3 protein-coding genes are annotated in these 19391 nt (G+C 75.9%); all 3 read left to right on the top strand.

The window, feature by feature from the left end; genetic code table 11:
- Positions 1-188: 188 nt before the first annotated feature.
- From AW274_RS16680 to AW274_RS16690, 3 genes are read left to right on the top strand one after another with little or no spacing between them, the layout of a single operon-like run.
- The gene (locus AW274_RS16680) at positions 189-8591 is read left to right on the top strand and encodes an SDR family NAD(P)-dependent oxidoreductase (RefSeq protein ID WP_062432666.1); all 8403 of its coding nucleotides are present in this window, start codon (positions 189-191) and stop codon (positions 8589-8591) included.
- The gene (locus tag AW274_RS16685; protein ID WP_062432668.1) at positions 8581-13965 is read left to right on the top strand and encodes a type I polyketide synthase; all 5385 of its coding nucleotides are present in this window, start codon (positions 8581-8583) and stop codon (positions 13963-13965) included. Before AW274_RS16680 ends, AW274_RS16685 begins: the two co-directional genes overlap by 11 nt.
- A gap of 33 nt (positions 13966-13998) precedes the next feature.
- Positions 13999-19386, top strand: coding sequence for a type I polyketide synthase (locus tag AW274_RS16690; RefSeq protein ID WP_062432670.1), 5388 nt, complete (start codon positions 13999-14001; stop codon positions 19384-19386).
- Positions 19387-19391: the final 5 nt, after the last annotated feature.

Genomic DNA, 19391 nt, shown 5'->3' on the forward strand with positions numbered 1-19391 from the left:
GTGTCAAGGCTGTTTCCCCTGGACGACGTTGGCAGCTAGCTACTGGCAACAAGGTGCCAGCACACGATCGTGGCCCGGCGCGGGGAGCCGCCCGTAGGGTCGCAGTAACTCCAGCGGTGACCATTTGAATAACGCTCGTGTCCGTTATTTTCCCCGGATGCATTTTAGCGGCTTGAGGTGGCGCATTCATGGTTCAGGACTCGATTCAGTCGGACGCCCGGCGCGATTCGTCGGTCGAGCCGATCGCCGTGGTGGGCATTTCCTGCCGGCTTCCGCAGGCGGACACCCCCGAGCGTTTCTGGCGTCTTCTCCGCGAGGGCGTCGACGCGGTGACCGAGGTGCCCGCCGGCCGGTGGCCGGACGCGCCCGCCGACACCCGGGGCGCATTCGTCGGCGACGTGGACCGTTTCGACGCCGCCTTCTTCCGCATCTCCCCGAACGAGGCCGCCGCCATGGACCCGCAGCAGCGGCTGGTCCTGGAACTGGCCTGGGAGGCGCTGGAGAACGCCCGGCTCGCCCCCACCGCCCTGCGCGACGCGGCGGCCGGGGTGTTCATCGGCGCGATCTCCAACGACCACGCCGCCCTGCTCGGCGACCCCGGGCGGCACACCTACATCGGCGCCAACCGCGCCATGATCGCCAACCGGGTCTCCTACTTCCTGGGACTGCGCGGCCCGAGCCTCACGCTCGACACCGGGCAGTCGTCGTCGCTGGTGGCGGTGGAGCTGGCGTGCGAGAGCCTGCGCCGGGGCGAGACCGCCCTGGCCCTGGCCGGCGGCGTCAACCTGAACCTGCTCGCCCAGACCACCGCCGCCATCGGCAGCTTCGGCGCGTTGTCGCCCGACGGCCGCTGCCACACCTTCGACAGCCGCGCGAACGGATACGTGCGCGGCGAGGGTGGCGCGCTCGTCGTGCTCAAGCCGCTCGCGGCGGCGCTCGCCGACGGCGACCCGGTTCACTGCGTGATCCTCGGCGGGGCCGTCAACAACGACGGCGGCGGCGACGGCCTGACCGTGCCGAGCGCCCGCGCCCAGCAGGAGGTCATCACGCTGGCCCGCCGCTCGGCCGGGGTCAGCCCTGCCGAGGTCCAGTACGTCGAGCTGCACGGCACCGGCACGAAGGTGGGCGACCCGATCGAGGCCGCCGCCCTCGGCGCCGCCCACGCCGGATCGCGCGCCCCGGGCGACCCGCTGCTGGTCGGCTCGGTCAAGACGAACATCGGCCACCTCGAAGGCGCGGCGGGCATCGCCGGCCTGCTCAAGGTCGTGCTCAGCCTCAAGAACCGCGAACTCCCGGCCAGCCTCCACTTCGAGCGCCCGAACCCCGACATCCCCTTCGCCGACCTGGCCCTCCAGGTGGTCGGGTCGTCCCGCGCGTGGCCCGCCCCCGGCGGGCGGCTGGTCGCCGGCGTCAGCTCGTTCGGCATGGGCGGCACCAACTGCCACCTGGTCCTCGCCGAGGCCCCCGCGAGCGCCGCATCCCCGGCCGCCGAGGGCACCGGCGCCGGGTTGCCGTGGGTGATCTCCGCGCGGTCGGCCGAGGGGCTCCGGGCGCAGGCCGCCCGCCTCCGCGACCGGATCGACGGCGAGCCCGCGATCGGCGCCGCCGACGTGGCGCTCTCGCTGGTGCGGACCCGGGCGCAGTTCGAGCACCGGGCGGTCGTCCTGGGCGAGGGCCGCAGGGAGGCGCTCGACGCGTTCGCCGCCGGGCGGCCCGGCGAGTCGCTGGTGAGCGGATCGGCCGTCTCCGGGCAGCGGGCGTTCGTCTTCCCCGGCCAGGGGTCGCAGTGGGCGGGCATGGCCGCGGAGCTGCTCGACGGCTCGCCGGAGTTCGCCGCGCTCGTCGCCTCCTGCGACGCCGCGCTCGCGCCGTTCGTCGACTACTCGGTTCTGGACGTCCTGCGCGGCGCCCCCGGCGCTCCCGGCCTCGACCGGGTCGACGTGGTGCAGCCCGCGTTGTGGGCGGTCATGGTGTCGCTCGCCGGGTTGTGGCGGGCCAACGGCGTCGAACCCGACCTGGTCCTCGGGCACTCGCAGGGCGAGATCGCCGCGGCCACCGTCGCGGGGGCGCTGAGCCTGGAGGACGGGGCGCGGGTGGTGGCGCTCCGCAGCCGGGCCATCGCCGGCATCGCCGGCCTCGGCGCCATGATGTCGGTCGGCGCGCCGCTCGACGTCGTCGAGGAGGCCGTGCGGCCGCTGGCGCCGCAGGTGGGCGTGGCCGCGTTCAACGGCCCGCGCTCGGCGGTCGTGTCCGGGCCGCGCGCGGTCCTGGCCGACCTGGGGGAGCGGCTCGCCGCCGACGGGCACCGGGTCAAGCTGCTGCCGGTCGACTACGCGTCCCACTCGCCCGAGGTCGAGAGCATCCGCGACGAGGTGATCGCCGCGCTCGCGCCGATCAGGCCGGTGCGCTCGGCGATCCGGTTCGTCTCCACCCTCACCGGCGAGCCGATGGACACCTCCGGGCTCGACGCCGGGTACTGGTACTCCAACCTGCGGCAGCCGGTCAGGTTCGCGCAGGCCACCCGGTCGGCGCTGGACCTGGACGCTGCCCTGTTCGTCGAGTGCAGCCCGCATCCGGTGCTCGGCGCGAGCGTCGCGGCCACCGCCGAGGCGGCCGAGCTCGACGTCGCGGTCGTCGGGTCGCTGCGGCGCGGCGAGGGCGGGCCCGAGCGGTTCACGCGGTCGCTGGCCGAGGCGTACACCTGGGGCGCGCCGGTCGACTGGGCGGCGCGGGGCGAGGCCGGGGCCCGGCTGGTCGACCTGCCGACCTACCCCTTCCAGCGCCGCCAGTTCGGTTCTGCCGCGATCCTGTCCCGGCCCGCCGCCGCAGCGGTCACCGCGGCCGAGGCCCCCGTCGCGCCGGCCGGGTTGTCGCGGCGCGAGATCCGCGAGCTGGTGCTCGCCACCGCCGCGGGCGTGCTCGGGCACCAGGACGCCTCGGGCGTGGAGCCGCACCGGACGTTCAAGGACCTCGGTTTCGAGTCGGTCGCCGCGGAGGAGCTGCGGGCCCGGCTGCGCACCGCGCTCGGGACGCGGCTGCCTGCAGGGCTCGTGTTCGACCACCCGACGCCCGACCGGCTGGCCGACCACCTGTACACGCTGACCAGCGGCGACGTGGCCGAGGCCGCGCCGGCCGAGGCGGCGGGGACCGACGGCGACCCGATCGTGGTGGTCGCGATGGGCTGCCGCTACCCCGGCGGCGTGACGACGCCCGAGGAGCTGTGGCGGCTGGTGCGCGCCGGGGCCGACGCCGTCGGCGAGTTCCCCGAGGACCGGGGCTGGGACCTCGACGCGCTGTCGGCCACCAGCGACACCCGGCACGGCGGCTTCCTCAGCGGCGCCGACCTGTTCGACGCCGGGTTCTTCGGGATCAGCCCGCGCGAGGCGATCGGCATGGACCCCCAGCAGCGGCTGCTGATGGAGGTCTCCTGGGAGACCGTCGAACGCGGCGGCCTCGACCCGGCCACCCTCGAAGGCACCCCCACCGGCGTCTTCGTCGGCGCGATGTCCTCCGACTACGGGCCGCGCCTGCACCAGCCCACCGGCGTCGCCGACGGCCACCTGCTGACCGGCACCGCCCTCAGCGTCGCCTCCGGCCGGATCGCCTACGCGCTCGGCCTGCGCGGCCCCGCGATCACCGTCGACACGGCGTGCTCGTCGTCGCTGGTCGCGATCGTGCTGGCCATGCAGGCGCTGCGGCGCGGCGAGTGCTCGCTGGCGCTGGCCGGGGGCGCGACCGTGATGTCCAACCCCGGGCTGTTCGTCGAGTTCAGCCGGCAGGGCGGGCTGGCCGCCGACGGCCGCTGCAAGGCGTTCTCCGCCCAGGCCGACGGCACCGGCTGGGGCGAGGGCGTGGGCATGCTGCTGCTCGAACGGCAGTCCGACGCGGTCCGCAACGGCCACCCGGTCCTGGCCGTCCTGCGCGGCGGCGCGATCAACCAGGACGGCGCGAGCAACGGCCTCACCGCGCCGAGCGGCCAGGCTCAGCGGGAGGTCATCCGCCAGGCTCTCGCGGACGCCCGGTTGTCGCCCGCCGACGTCGACGCGGTCGAGGCGCACGGCACCGGCACCCGCCTCGGCGACCCCATCGAAGCCGAATCGATCATCGCCGCCTACGGCGCGGACCGCGACCCGGAGCGGCCGGTCTGGCTCGGCTCCCTGAAGTCGAACGTCGGCCACACCCAGGCCGCGGCCGGGGTCGGCGGCCTGATCAAGATGGTCAAGTCCCTGGAGCACCGCACGCTCCCGCGCACCCTGCACGCCGACGAGCCCACTGCGCAGGTCGACTGGTCGGCGGGCCACGTGCGCCTCCTCACCGAACCGGTCGCCCTGCCCGGCGACCGCCCGCTCCGCGCGGCCGTCTCCAGCTTCGGCATCAGCGGCACCAACGCCCACGTCATCCTCGAACGCCCGGCCGAGCCGGCACTGCCGGGGCGGGAGCGGCCGGAGCAGGAACCGGTCGCGCCGGACTCGGCGGCCTCCGCGAGCATCACGGGACCCACGACTTCCGCGGGCTCCGCGCTGGTCTGGGTGCTCTCGGCCAAGACCGAGAGCGCGCTCCGGGAGCATGCGGCGCGCCTCGGCGCGTTCGCCGAGGACGCCGCCGACGAGGATCTCGTCGCGGCCGGGCCGCTGCTGGCGCGGCGGGCGGCCTTCGCGCACCGCGCCGTCGTGGTGGCGAAGGACCGGGCCGACCTCCGCGAAGGGCTGGCGGCCGTCGCCGCCGGCACGCCGCACGCGGCCGTGGTCACGGGCGTCGCCCCGGGCTCGGTCCAGCCGGTGTTCGTCTTCCCCGGCCAGGGGTCGCAATGGGCCGGGATGGCCGTCGAGCTGCTCGCGTCCAGCGCCGTGTTCCGGGAGCACCTGACCCGGTGCGACGACGCGCTCCGGCCGTACACCGGCTGGTCGGTGGCGGACGTGCTGCGGGAGGCAGAGGGCGCGCCGAAACTGGAGGGCTCCGACGTCATCCAGCCGGTGCTGTTCGCCGTGATGGCCTCGCTGGCCGGACTCTGGCGGTCGGTCGGGGTCGACCCCACCGCCGTGGTCGGGCACTCGCAGGGCGAGATCACCGCGGCCTACGTCGCGGGGGCGCTGTCGCTGGAGGACGCGGCCAAGGTCGTGGCCCTGCGCAGCAAGGCGCTGATGAAGCTCGGCGGCACCGGCGGCATGCTCGCCGTCTCGCTGCCCGCCGACCGGATCGACCTCACTCGCTGGGACGGCCGCTTGTGGCCCGCCGTGTACAGCGGCCCGGCCAGCACCGTCGTCGCCGGCGACCTCGACGCGCTCGCCGAGTACGCGGCGGAGTGCGGCGAGACCGTGCGGACCCGGCCGGTCGCGATCGACTACGCCGCGCACACCCCGCACATCGCGGCGCTGCGCGAGGAACTGCTGGCCACGCTCGGCGACGTCACGCCGCGCCCGACCGAGGTCGCCTTCTGCTCGGCCCGCGACGGCGTGTTCATCGACCCCGCCGAGCTCACCGCCGACTACTGGTTCACCAGCCTGCGCACCCCGGTCCGGTTCCAGCAGGCCGTCGAGGCGTTCGACGGCCACCCGGTCTTCATCGAGGCCAGCCCGCACCCGACGCTGACCGGGCACGTCCAGGACACCCTGGCGGCGGCCGACCGGCCGGGCGGCGCCACCGGCACGCTCCGGCGCGACCAGGGCGGTCTCGCGCGGTTCCTGACGGCGGCCGCCCACGCGTACACCCTGGGCGCGGACGTCGACTGGGCCGCCGCGCTCGACGGCGGGCCGGGCCACCACGTCGACCTGCCCACCTATCCGTTCGAGCGCAGCCGCCACTGGCTCGGCGGCGACGTCCCGGCGGGCCTGGGGGCCTCGGGGCATCCGCTGCTCGGCGCGGTCGTGGCGCTGGCCGGCGACGACGGCCTCCTGCTCAGTGGACGGTTGTCGCGCGGCGGCGCCCCCTGGCTGGGCGACCACGCCGTCGACGGCGAGGCGATCCTGCCCGGCACCGCGTTCCTGGAGTTCGCGCTGGCCGCCGCCGAGGCGGCCGACTGCGAGGAGGTCGAGGAGCTGACGATCGAGGCGCCGCTGCCGCTGCGGGGCGCGTGGTCGGTCGAGGTCCAGGTCGCGGTCGCCCGCGCCGACGAGCAGGGGCGGCGCGGGTTCACGATCCACGCCCGCCCGACGGGAGACGCCGAGAACCCGTGGACCCGGCACGCGTCGGGCGCCCTCGCCCCGTCGGCCCCGGCGCTCACCGGCGCGCCCTGGTCGCCCGGCACGCCCGTGGACGTCGCCGACGCCTACGCCCGCCTGGCCGAGCACGGCTACCACTACGGCCCCGCCTTCCAGGGCCTGCGCGCCGCCTGGCGGTCGGGCGCGGACACCTTCGTGGAGGTCGCGCTGCCCGAGCCGCTGCGCGGGGAGGGCTTCACCCTCCACCCGGCGCTGCTGGACGCCGCCCTCCACCTCCTGGTGCTGGAGGCCGCCGACGAGGCCCGCGACCCCGGCACGCTGCTGCTGCCCTTCTCCTGGACCGGGGTCCGGGTGTCCGCCCGGGGCGCCGACTCGCTCCGGGCGCGTCTGTCGGGCGACTCCCTGACCTTCTACGACGCCAGCGGTCTGCCGATCGCCGAAGCCGACGCCCTGCACCTGCGCAGGGTGGCCCGGGGCGCGACCCGGCCCGCCGCCGAGACCTACGGCCTCGACTGGGTCGAGTCGGAGACGCCGGCCGCCGAGCTGGGCGACCAGCGCTGGGCCGTCGTCGGGATCGACGCCTTCGCCGACGAGATCGGCGCGGCGCTGGAGGAGGCCGGGGTGGCGGCCCCCCGCAGCTACGACCTGGTGTCCGTCGCGGAGATGTCCGTCAGCGGCGTGCCGCCCACCGTGCTGGCGCCCGTCTCGACGGACGACGACGACCTGCCGTACGGCGCGCACGACGGCCTGAACGAGGCGCTCAACCTCATCCAGGCGTGGGTCGGCGACGACCGGTTCTCCGGGTCGCGGCTGGTGTTCGTCACCCGGGGGGCACGGAGTTCCCCGGCGGGCGGCGCGCTCTGGGGGCTGGTGCGCTCCGCGCAGTCGGAGCACCCGGGACGGTTCGTCCTGCTCGACGTCGAAGAGGGCTTTACCGCCTGGGGTTCGGCCGCCGCCGCCGTCGGGGCGGGCGAGACGCAGCTCGTGACGGAGGACGGCGCGGTCCTGGTTCCCCGCCTGGCCCGCCGGACCGTCGCCGCGGCGCCCGGGTCCGGCCTGGGCGACGGCACCGTGCTCGTCACCGGCGGGACCGGCGGGCTGGGCCCGCTGATCGCCCGGCGGCTGGTCGACCGGCACGGCGTCCACGATCTGCTGCTGGTCTCCCGGCGCGGCCCCGACGCGCCCGGCGCGGCCGAGCTGCGCGCCGAGCTGGAGGCCGGGGGCGCGAACGTCACCATCGCCGCCTGCGACGTGTCCGACCGGACCCGGCTGAAGGCGCTGCTCGCCGGCCACCGGGTCACCGCCGTCGTGCACGCCGCCGCGGTCCTGGACGACGTCACCGTCGAGGGCATGTCGGCCGGCCGCCTGGACACCGTCTTCGCGCCGAAGGCCGACGCCGCCTGGCACCTGCACGAGCTCGTCCCCGACGCGACCGCCTTCGTGCTGTTCTCCTCGGTGGCGGCCGTGCTCGGCAACCCCGGCCAGGGCAACTACGCCGCCGCGAACGCCTTCCTCGACGCGCTCGCCGCGCACCGCCACTCCCTCAACCTGCCGGCGGTCTCGATCGCCTGGGGCCTCTGGGACACCGGAACGGGCATGTCCGGCACGTTGTCGGAGGCCGACACGGCCCGCCTGGTCCGCGCCGGCATCGCCCCGATGAGCGCCGAGCAGGGGCTGGAGCTCTTCGACGCGGCCCTCACCGCCCAGGAGCCCCTCCTGGTGGCCGCGACCTGGGACCGCGCCGGGCTCCGCGCCAAGGCGGCGGCCGGCGAACTGCCCCCGCCGCTGCGCGGGCTGGTCCGCGCCCCGGGCCGGACCGCGGCCAAGGCCGCCGAGCAGGCGACCGGACGGGCCGGCCTGGCCGAGAGCCTGGCCCACCTCACCCCCGGCGACGCGCGGGCCCGCCTGATCGACGTCGTCCGCGCGCACGTCGCCGCGGTCCTGGCGCACGGCGGCGCGGGCAGCGTCGGCGTCGACCGCTCCTTCAGCGAACTCGGCTTCGACTCCCTCACCGCCGTCGAGCTGCGCAACCGGCTCACCACCGACACCGGGTTGCGGCTCTCGCCGACGCTGATCTTCGACCATCCCACCGTCGAGGCCCTCGCCGACCACCTGTTCCACACCCTGGCCCCCGCCGGGCCCTCCGCCGAGGACACGCTGCGCGCCGCGCTGGAACAGGTCGCGTTCATGGTCGCCGCCGCCAACGGCGACGGCGACTCCCTCCGCGAAAAGCTCGTCGCGATTCTGCAGAGCGGCCTGGAAACCTTCGGGGCCGCCCCGACCACCAGGCTCCGAGCACGGCCGAGCGGCACCTCGGACGCGGCGGAGCGACTCAGCTCCGCCTCGGACGAGGAGATCTTCGCCCTGCTCGACGACCGGGCCAAGGCGTCACCCCTGAGGTCCTCACCGGAAAGGTCCGAACATGGCGACTGAGGACAAGCTGCGCGAATATCTCAAGCGCGCGATCGTCGAGTTGGCGGAGACCCGGCAACGGCTCAGCGACAGCGACGACCGCCGGCACGAACCCATCGCGATCGTCGGCATGGCCTGCCGCTACCCGGGCGGGGTCACCAGCCCGGAGGAGTTGTGGGACCTGGTCGCCGCGGGCGGCGACGCCGTCGGCGAGATGCCCGCCGACCGAGGCTGGGACGTCGAGGGCATCTACGACCCCGACCCGGAGGCGATGGGCAAGACCTACTCCCGGCACGGCGGCTTCCTCTACGACGCCGGCGACTTCGACACCGCGTTCTTCGGGATGAGCCCGCGCACCGCGCTGGCCACCGACCCGCAGCACCGGCTCGTGCTGGAGACCTCCTGGGAGGCGTTCGAGCGGGCCGGCATCGACCCGGCCACCCTGCGCGGCAGCCTCACCGGCGTCTACGTCGGCAACATGTACAGCGACTACTCCTCGCGGTTCACCGACGGCGCGGTCCCCGAGGGCGTCGAGGGCACGCTGCTGGTGTCGAGCGCGCCGAGCGTGCTGCCGGGGCGGGTGTCCTACACCTTCGGGCTGGAGGGCCCGTCGATCTCGGTCGACACGGCCTGCTCCTCCTCGCTGGTCGCCATCCACCTCGCGGTCCAGGCGCTGCGGCGCGGCGAGTGCACGATGGCCCTGGCGGGCGGCGTCACCGTGATGGCCACCCCCGACTCCTTCGTCGAGTTCTCCCGCCAGCGCGCCCTCGCGCCCGACGGGCGGTGCAAGTCGTTCTCCGCCGACGCCGACGGCGTCGCCTGGGCCGAGGGCGCCGGCATCCTGCTGCTGGAGCGGCTCTCGGACGCCCGCCGCAACGGCCGCCGCGTGCTGGCCGTCATCCGCGGCTCGGCCGTCAACCAGGACGGCGCCAGCAACGGGCTCACCGCACCGAACGGCCCCGCCCAGGAGAAGGTCGTCGAGCAGGCGCTCGCCGACTCCCGGCTGGACGCCCGCGACATCGACGCCGTCGAGGCGCACGGCACCGGCACCCGGCTCGGCGACCCGATCGAGGCGGGGGCGCTGCTGGCGACGTACGGGCAGGGCCGGTCGAAGGACGCCCCGCTCTGGCTGGGCTCGGTGAAGTCGAACATCGGCCACTCCCAGGCCGCCGCCGGGGTGGCCGGCATGATCAAGATGGTGCTGGCGATGCGGCACGGCGTGCTGCCCCGCACGCTGCACGCGGAGAACGCCACCCCCGAGATCACCGAGAACGTCCAGCTCCTCAACAGCGCCCGCCGCTGGTTCCGCGAGGGCCGCCCGCGCCGGGCCGGCGTCTCCTCCTTCGGCATCGGCGGCACGAACGCGCACGTCATCGTCGAAGAGGCGCCCGAGCAGCCGGAGCCGCAGGTCCAGGCCCCCGCGGTCGTCGGCGCCCCGCACGCCTGGCTGCTCAGCGCCCGCACCGCCACGTCGCTGCGCGAACAGGCCGCCCGCCTGCACCGGCTCGTCAGCGCCGACCCGACGATCACCCCCGCCGACGTCGCGCACGCCCTCGCCACCCGGCGGGCCAGGTTCGAGCACCGGGCCGTCGTCGTCGGCCACGACAGGGAGGCCCTGCTGGCCCGCCTCGGCGGGCACCTCCAGAACGAGCAGATCACCGGCACCGCGCCCGACCGCCCCCGGCTGGCGTTCCTGTTCACCGGGCAGGGCGGCCAGCGGGCCGGCATGGGCCGCGAGCTGGCCGCCGCCTCACCCGTCTTCGCCGCCGCGCTCGACGAGGTCTGCGCCGCCCTCGACCGCTACCTCGACCGGCCGCTGCTCCAGGTGATGTGGGCCGAACCCGGCACGCCCGACGCGGCGCTGCTGAACAAGACCCGCTACACCCAGCCCGCGCTGTTCGCCTACGAGGTGGCCGCCTACCGGCTGCTTGAATCGCTCGGCGTCACCCCCGACTTCGTGGCCGGCCACTCCGTCGGCGAGTTCGCCGCCGCGCACGTGTCCGGCGTCTGGTCGCTCGCCGACGCGGCCCGGCTGATCGCCGCCCGGGGGCGGCTCATGCAGGCCCTGGACGTGCCCGGCGCGATGGTCGCCATCGAGGCGAGCGTCGAGGAGGTGCGCCCCGGGCTGACCGGCCAGGTCGGCGTCGCGGCCGTCAACGGGCCCGCCTCCGTCGTCGTCTCGGGTCCCGAGGAGGCGACGCTCGCGGTGGGGGCGCGCTGGCGCGAACTCGGCCGCCGCACCCGCCGGCTGCCGGTCAGCCACGCCTTCCATTCCGCGCTGATGGAGCCGATGCTCGCCGCGTTCGAGGCCGAACTGCGCACCGTGCTGTTCACCGAGCCGCAGTTCCCGGCCGCCACCAACCTGGGCCCCGACGCGAGCTGGACGCAGCCGTCGTACTGGCTCGACCAGATCCGGCAGGCGGTCCTGTTCCAGCCGTTGATCGCGCAGCTGGAGGCGGCGGGCGTACGCGCCTTCCTGGAGGTCGGGCCCGAGGCGGTGCTGGCCGGGATGGCGCACGACTGCGTCACCGGCCCCGGCGCGGTGATCGCCTCGCTGCACCGCCGTCAGCGCCCCGAGCCCGACGCGCTCGTCGACTGCCTCGCCCGCATGGCCGTCGCCGGGGTCCCGGTCGACTGGGCGGCGCTGTCGGGCGGCGGCGCGCACGTCGAGCTGCCCACCTACGCCTTCGACCGCGAGCGGTTCTGGCTCAGCTCGCTCCTGCGCACCGGCGACGTCACGTCGGCCGGGCTGCGCGACGCCGGCCACCCCCTGCTGGGCGCGGCCGTCGACCTCGCCGACGACGGCACCACGATCCTCACCGGACGGCTCGCCGCCTCGTCGGCGCCCTGGCTGGGCGAGCACGTGATGCTCGGCTCGGCCGTGCTGCCCGGCGCCGCGCTGGTCGACCTGGTGCTGGACGTGGGCGGCCGGATCGGCTGCGACGAGATCGAAGAGATCATGTTCGAGGCCCCGCTGGTGCTGCCCTCGCGCGGCGCGGTCGACGTGCAGGTCGTGCTCCAGCACGCCGACGGCCCCCGCCCGATCCGGGTCTACTCCCGGCCCGCCGGGGAGCCCGACGCCGTCTGGACCCGGCACGTCTCCGGCCTCGTCAGCGCCGCGCCCACCCCGGTGACGGCCGCCTGGGCCGCCGAGTGGCCGCCCGCCGGCGCCGTCCCGATCCCCGTCGACGGCGGCTACGAGCGGCTGGCCGACCTCGGCTACGAGTACGGCCCCGCCTTCCAGGCCGTCCGGGCCCTCTGGCGGCACGGCGAGGACCTGCTCGCCGAGGTCGCCCTCGACGACGACCAGGACGTCGCCGGGTACGGCGTCCACCCCGCGCTCCTGGACGCGATGTTCCACCCCATGCTGCTGGCCGACCCGGCCGCCGCCGCCGAACTCCGCCTGCCGTTCGAGTTCCGCGGGGTGCGGCTGCTGGCCGCGGGGGCCCGCCGCCTGCGGGTCAGGCTCGCCTCCATCGACGCCGACGGGTGCTCCGTCGAGGCGGCCGACGGCCGGGGGCAGCCGGTGTTCGCGATGGACTCCCTCCGGGCCCGGCCGGTCCCGGCCTCGGCGCTGGCCGCCTCGACCGGCCCCGCGCCGCACGGGGTCGACTGGGTGGAGGTGAGCGGACCGGCCGGCAACGGTTCCGGGTTCGCGTTCCTCGACCCCGAGCACCTGCCGTCGCTGGAGCCGGTGCCCGAGTTCGTGGTGACCACCCTGACCGCCGACGACGGGGACGTGCCCGCCGCCGTGCGCCGGGTGTGCGCGCAGGCGCTCGACCTCATCCAGACCTGGGTGTCCGGCGACCGCTTCGCCGGTTCGCGCCTGGTGTTCCGCACCCGCGCCGACGACCTGGCCGGCGCCGCCGTGCTGGGCCTGGTGCGGTCGGCGCAGTCGGAGCACCCCGGCAGGTTCGTCCTGCTGGAGGCCGGGCCCGACTTCACCGCCTGGGGTTCGGTGGCCGCCGCCGTGGAGGCGGGCGAGTCGCAGCTGACCGCCCGTGACGGCGTGCTGCTGGCCCCCCGGCTGGCCCGCCGGACCGCCGGGCCCTCGACCGGGATCGGCGAGGGCACGGTGCTGGTCACCGGCGGCACCGGCGGCCTCGGCAGCCTGGTCGCCCGGCGGCTGGTGGAACGGCACGGCGTGCGGGACCTGCTGCTGGTCTCCCGGCGCGGTCTGGACGCGCCCGGCGCCGGGCTGCTCGTCTCCCACCTGGGCGGTTACGGCGCCCGGGTGACGGTCGCCGCGTGCGACGTGGCCGACCCCGGCGCGCTGGCCGCCGCGCTCGCGCTCGTGCCGCCCGACCGGCCGCTCACCGCAGTCGTGCACACGGCGGGCGTGCTCGACGACGCCACCGTCGAAGGGCTCACCCCCGCCCGGCTCGACACCGTGCTCGCGCCCAAGGCCGACGCCGCCTGGCACCTGCACGAGCTCACCCGCGACCTGCCGCTGTCGGCCTTCGTGCTCTTCTCCTCGCTGGCCGGCGTGCTCGGCAACCCCGGGCAGGGCAACTACGCCGCCGCCAACGCCTTCCTGGACGCCCTCGCCGCGCACCGCCGCAAGGCGGCCCTGCCCGGCGTGTCGATCGCCTGGGGGCTCTGGGAGACCGAATCGGGCATGTCCGGCACGCTGACCGAGGCCGACACGGCCCGGCTGGCCCGCGCCGGCATCGCCCCGCTCACCGTCGAGCAGGGCCTCGACCTCCTGGACGCCGCGCTCGGCAGCCCCGAACCGCTCGTCGTGGCGGCCAGATGGGACACCGCCGGCCTGCGGGCCAGGGCCGAGGCGGGCGACCTGCCCCCGATGGCGCACGGCCTGGTCCGCCTCCCGCGCCGGGTCGCCGCCGGAGGGCCGGCGGCCGGACCGAGCCCGTCGGGCGGGCTCGGGGAGCGGCTGGCCGGGTTGTCCCAGCCCGACGCGCTGCGCCTGCTCACCGACACCGTCCGGGCCCACGTCGCGGCGGTGCTGTCGCACGGCAACGCCAGCAACGTCGGCGTCGACCGGGCCTTCAGCGAACTCGGCTTCGACTCGCTCACCGCGGTCGAGCTCCGCAACCGGCTCAACGCCGAGACCGGCCTGCTGCTCCCGGCCACGCTGGTCTTCGACCACCCGACCGTGAACGCGCTGACCGACTACCTGTTCAAGAGCCTCGCGCCCGCCACGCACTCGCCCGAGGAGATGCTGCGCGGCGTGCTGGAACGGGTCGAATCGATGATCACGGCCGCCGCCGGAGACGCGATCAGGAACAAGGTCGTCGCGATCCTGCAGAACGGCCTCAACCGTTTCACCGCCGCCGATCCCACGCGCGCCAACGGCGACGCGGACGACGTGGCCGGCCGGATCGACTCGGCCTCCGACGAGGAGATCTTCGCGCTTATCGACAACGAGCGGTGACCCGTGGCCACCGGAAGTGAAAAGGCGGGATCGATGAGTACTGAGGACAGACTTCGCGACTACCTCAAGCGCGCGATCATCGAGCTGGAGGACACCCGCGAGCACCTCGCGGAACTGGAGGAACGCCGGCACGAGCCCATCGCGGTCGTCGGCATGGCCTGCCGCTACCCCGGCGGCGTGACCAGCCCCGAGGAGCTGTGGGAGCTGGTCGCCGAGGGCGTGGACGCCATCGGCGAGTTCCCCACCGACCGCGGCTGGGCCGCCGACCTGTACGACCCCGACCCCGAGGCGGTCGGCAAGTCGTACACCCGCCACGGCGGCTTCGTGTACGACGCGGCCGACTTCGACGCCGCGTTCTTCGGGATGAGCCCGCGCACCGCGCTGGCCACCGACCCGCAGCACCGGCTCGTGCTGGAGTCGTCCTGGGAGGCGTTCGAGCGGGCCGGCATCGACCCGGCCACCCTGCGCGGCAGCCTGACCGGCGTCTACGTCGGCAACATGTACGAGCACTACGCCGGCCGCTTCATCGGCACGGTCCCGAACGCCGTCGAGGGCACGCTGTTCACCTCCAGCGCGTCGAGCGTGTTGTCGGGACGGGTGTCGTACACCTTCGGGCTGGAGGGCCCGTCGATCTCGGTGGACACGGCCTGCTCCTCCTCGCTGGTGGCGATCCACCTGGCGGTGCAGGCGCTGCGGCGGGGCGAGTGCGCCCTCGCGCTCGCCGGGGGCGCGACCGTGATGTCGTCGGCGGAGCCGTTCATCGAGTTCTCCCGCCAGCGGGCCATCTCGGCCGACGGCCGCTGCAAGTCGTTCAGCTCGACCGCCGACGGCGCGGCCTGGGCCGAGGGCGTCGGCATCCTGCTGCTGGAGCGCCTCTCGGACGCGCGGCGCAACAACCGCCGGATCCTCGCGGTGGTGCGCGGCTCGGCCGTCAACCAGGACGGCGCGAGCAACGGCATGACCGCCCCCAACGGCCCCGCCCAGGAGCGGGTCGTGCGGCAGGCGCTGGCCGACGCCCGGCTCGACACCCGCGACGTCGACGCCGTCGAGGCGCACGGCACCGGCACCCGGCTCGGCGACCCGATCGAGGCCCAGGCCCTGCTCGCCACCTACGGGCGCAAGCGGGCGGCCGACCGGCCGCTCTGGCTGGGCTCGGTGAAGTCGAACATCGGCCACACCCAGGCCGCCGCCGGGGTGGCCGGCGTGATCAAGATGATCAAGGCGATGGAGCACCGGACCCTGCCGGTGACCCTGCACGTGGCGGAGCCGACCCCGCACGTCGACTGGTCGTCGGGCGGGGTGCGGCTGCTCACCGAGCCGGTCCCGCTGCCCGCCGACCGGGTGGTGCGGACGGCCGTGTCGAGCTTCGGCATCAGCGGCACCAACGCCCACCTCATCCTGGAGGAGGCGCCCGCCGCCGAGACCGACGCCGCCGCAGAGACGGGCGCCCCGGCCGTCGGCCGCCTCGTCTGGGTCGTGTGCGCCAAGTCCGCCGCCTCGCTGCGCGGCCAGGCCGCCCGGCTGAGCGCGTTCGCGGGCGGCGCCGCCGAAGCCGACCTGTTCGCCGCCGGCCGGCTCCTGGCCCGGCGGACCGGCTTCGCCCACCGCGCCGTCGTCGTCGCCGAGGACCGCGCCGAACTGGTCGCCGCGCTGACCGCTCTGGCCGACGGAGTCCAGCACCCGGCGGTCGTGAGCGGAGTCGCCCCCGCCGACACCCGGCCCGTCTTCGTCTTCCCCGGCCAGGGCTCCCAGTGGGCCGGCATGGCGGTCGAGCTGCTCGACTCCAACGAGGCGTTCCGCGCGCAGATGCAGCGCTGCGAGAAGGCCCTGCGCGTGCACACGGGCTGGTCGGTCACCGGCGTGCTGCGCGCCGACGAGGGAGCCCCGCCGCTGGAGGGCACCGACGTCATCCAGCCGGTCCTGTTCGCGGTGATGGTCTCCCTGGCCTCGTTGTGGCGCTCGTTCGGCGTCGAACCCGCGGCCGTGGTCGGCCACTCCCAGGGCGAGATCGCCGCCGCCTGCGTGTCGGGCGCGCTCTCCCTGGAGGACGCCGCGAAGATCGTCGCACTGCGCAGCCGGGCCCTGGTCAAGCTGAGCGGCACCGGCGGCATGGCCGCCGTGTCGCTGCCCGCCGCGCGGCTGCGCGACCTGCTGGAGCCGTGGCACGACCGCATCTGGATCGCGGTGCACAGCGGCCCGGCCTCCTGCGTCGTCGCCGGCGACGTGGACGCGCTCGACGCGTTCACCGCCGCCCACGGCGGCGCGGTGCAGATCCGCCGGATCGTGGTCGACTACGCCTCCCACACCCCGCACGTCGAGGCGCTCCGCGAGGAGCTGCTGGCCACCCTCGACGGGGTCGCGCCCCGCTCGACCGACATCGGGTACAGCTCCGCGCACCGGGGCGAGTTCATCGACACCGCCGAGCTGACCACCGCCTACTGGTACGAGAGCCTCCGCAACCCGGTCCTGATCGAGTCGGCGGTCACCGCCTTCGCGGGCGAGGGCACCCCGCTGTTCGTCGAGGCCAGCCCGCACCCGGTGCTCGGCCACGACCTGCGCGAGATCTGCGAGTCGGCCGGGATCACGGCGGGCGTCGCCGCCACCCTGCGCCGGGGATCGGGCGACTGGCGCCGTTTCCTGACCGCGCTGGCCGACGCGTACGTCCTCGGCGCGGAGGTCGACTGGAGCGCGGCCGTCACCCCCGGGCCCGACCGCAACGTGGACCTGCCGACCTACGCCTTCGAACGCCGCCGCTACTGGCTGGGCGCCGCCGGGCCGGCCGGGATCGCCCCCGCCGGGATCGACGCCTCCGGCCACCCGCTGCTCACCGCCGTGGTGCCGACCGCCGACGACGGATTCCTGCTCACCGGCGAGCTGACCGCGGCGACCGCGCCCTGGCTGGCCGACCACGCCGTCGAGGGCGGCGTGCTGCTGCCCGGCGCGGCCTTCGTCGAGCTGGCCCTCGAAGGCGGCGCGCTCACGGGCTGCGACCACCTGGAGGAACTGGTCATCGAGGCGCCGCTCTTCCTCTCCGAGGGAGAGACGGTGCCCCTCCAGATCATCGTCGGCGCGTCCGACGCCGACGCCCGCCGCCCGGTCGGGGTCTTCGCCCGCGCCGGTTCGGCCTGGACGCGGCACGTGTCCGGGCTCCTCGCCACCGGCTCGCCGGTCATGCCGGAACCGCCCGCCTGGGCGGCCACCTGGCCGCCCGCCGACGCCGAGCCGTTCCCCATCGACGGCGCCTACGAGCGGCTGGCCGACCTCGGCTACGAGTACGGTCCCGCCTTCCAGGGCGTCCGCGCCATGTGGACCCGGGGGACCGAGCTGTTCGCCGAGATCAGCGCCGACGGCACCGACGTGACCGGCTTCGGCATCCACCCGGCCGTGCTGGACGCCGCCTTCCAGCCGATGGTGCTGGCCGCCGGGCCCGGCGCGCCGCGACTGCCGTTCGCCTTCCGGGGCGTCGGCCTGCACGCCTCGGGCGCGACCCTGCTGCGGGTCCGGCTGGTGCCCTCGGGCGACGACGCGACCGTCGAGGCGGCGGACGCGTCCGGCCACCCGGTGTTCTCCATCGCCGGCCTGCGGGTGCGGACCGCCCCGGCGCGCACGTCCGCCGCGCGGGGGCCCGTCCTCCACGGGACGGACTGGGTGAAGGTGGCCGCGCCGGCCGGGGACGAGAGCGGATTCGTCTTCCTCGGCGCCGGCCCCCTCCCGGCCGACGTGCCGGGATTCGTCGTCGCCGTCGTCGGCGCCGACCCGTCGAGCGGGCTCCCGGTCGCGCTGAGGGAGGAGTGCGGCCGGGCGCTCGACCTGGTCCGGATGTGGGCGGGCGACGAGCGGTTCGCCGCCTCCCGCCTGGTGTTCGTGACCCGGCCGGGCGACCTGGCCGGCGCGGCGGTGCGCGGCCTGGTGCGCACCGCGATGTCGGAGCATCCCGGCCGGTTCGTGCTCCTGGAGGCCGCGGAGGGCTTCGCCGACTGGTCGGCCGTGGCCGGGGCGGTCGCGGCGGGGGAGACGCAGCTCGCGGCCGTGGAGGGCGCGTTGCTGGCCCCCCGCCTGGCCCGCCGGCCCGCCGGACCCGCCGAACTCCCCGCCGGGATCGGCGAGGGCACGGTGCTGGTCACCGGCGGCACCGGCGGCCTCGGCAGGCTTGTCGCGCGGCGGCTGGTGGAGCGCCACGGCGTACAGGACCTGCTGCTGGTCTCCCGGCGCGGCCTCGACGCGCCCGGCGCGGAGGAGCTGGCCGGTGAGCTGGGCGCGCTCGGCGCGCGGGTCACGGTCGTGGCGGGCGACGTCGCCGACCGCGACACGCTGGCCGCCGCGCTCGCGCTGGTCCCGCCCGACCGGCCGCTGACCGGCGTCGTGCACACCGCCGGCGTCCTCGACGACGCGACCGTCGAGCACCTGGACGCCGGCCGATTCGCCACGGTGCTCGCGCCCAAGGCCGACGCCGCCTGGCACCTGCACGAGCTCACCCGCGACCTGCCGCTGTCGGCCTTCGTGCTGTTCTCCTCGCTGGCCGGGACCCTCGGCAGCGCCGGCCAGGGCAACTACGCCGCCGCGAACGTGTTCCTGGACGCCCTCGCCGCGCACCGCCGCGAGGCCGGGCTGCCGGCCGTGTCGATCGCCTGGGGCCTGTGGGCCGTCGGCAGCGGCATGACCGGCGGGCTCACCGACGGCGACGTGGCCAGGATGGCCCGCTCCGGCGTCGCCCCGCTCACCGTCGACGCCGGCCTGGACCTGTTCGACGCCGCCCTCGGCAGCGCCGAACCGCGGGTCGTCGCCGCCAGCTGGGACGTCGGCGGGCTCACCGCCCGCGCCGAACGGGGCGACCTGCCGCCGCTGCTGTCCGGCCTGGTCCGCGCCCCGCGCCGGCAGGCCGCGTCCGGCGTCGCCTCGGCCGCCCCCGCAGGCGACCTGAGCGGACGGCTGGCCGCGGTGCCCGAGACCGAGGCCAGGCGGCTGCTGACCGACCTCGTCCGCGCCCACGTCGCCGCCGTGCTCGCCCACGGCAGCGCCGCCGGGATCGACGTGGACCGGGCGTTCAGCGAGCTCGGCTTCGACTCCCTGACCGCCGTCGAGCTCCGCAACCGGCTCAACGCCGAGACCGGCCTGCGGCTGCCCGCGACGCTCGTCTTCGACCACCCGACCGTCACCGCGCTGACCGGCTACCTGTTCCGGCACCTCGCCCCCGCCGCGCCCTCGCCCGAGGAGACGCTGCGCGGCGCGCTGGAGCGGATCGAGGCCGAGCTCGGCACCCTCAACGGCGAGGCGGACGCGGTCAGGCACAAGCTCGTCGCCATCCTCCAGACCGGCCTGACCCGGCTCTCGCCGGGCCCGGCCACCGCGACGGAAGTGGTGGCGAAGATCGGCTCGGCGTCCGACGAGGAGATCTTCGCGTTGATCGACAACGAACTCTGACCACC

This window comes from Herbidospora daliensis (genome assembly GCF_001570585.1).
Classification (GTDB): domain Bacteria; phylum Actinomycetota; class Actinomycetes; order Streptosporangiales; family Streptosporangiaceae; genus Herbidospora; species Herbidospora daliensis.

Bases quoted from the DNA above. Each gene is read 5' to 3' on its own strand.
- AW274_RS16680 (WP_062432666.1), top strand. From the start codon at position 189: ATGGTTCAGGACTCGATTCAGTCGGACGCCCGGCGCGATTCGTCGGTC.
- AW274_RS16685 (WP_062432668.1), top strand. From the start codon at position 8,581: ATGGCGACTGAGGACAAGCTGCGCGAATATCTCAAGCGCGCGATCGTC.
- AW274_RS16690 (WP_062432670.1), top strand. From the start codon at position 13,999: ATGAGTACTGAGGACAGACTTCGCGACTACCTCAAGCGCGCGATCATC.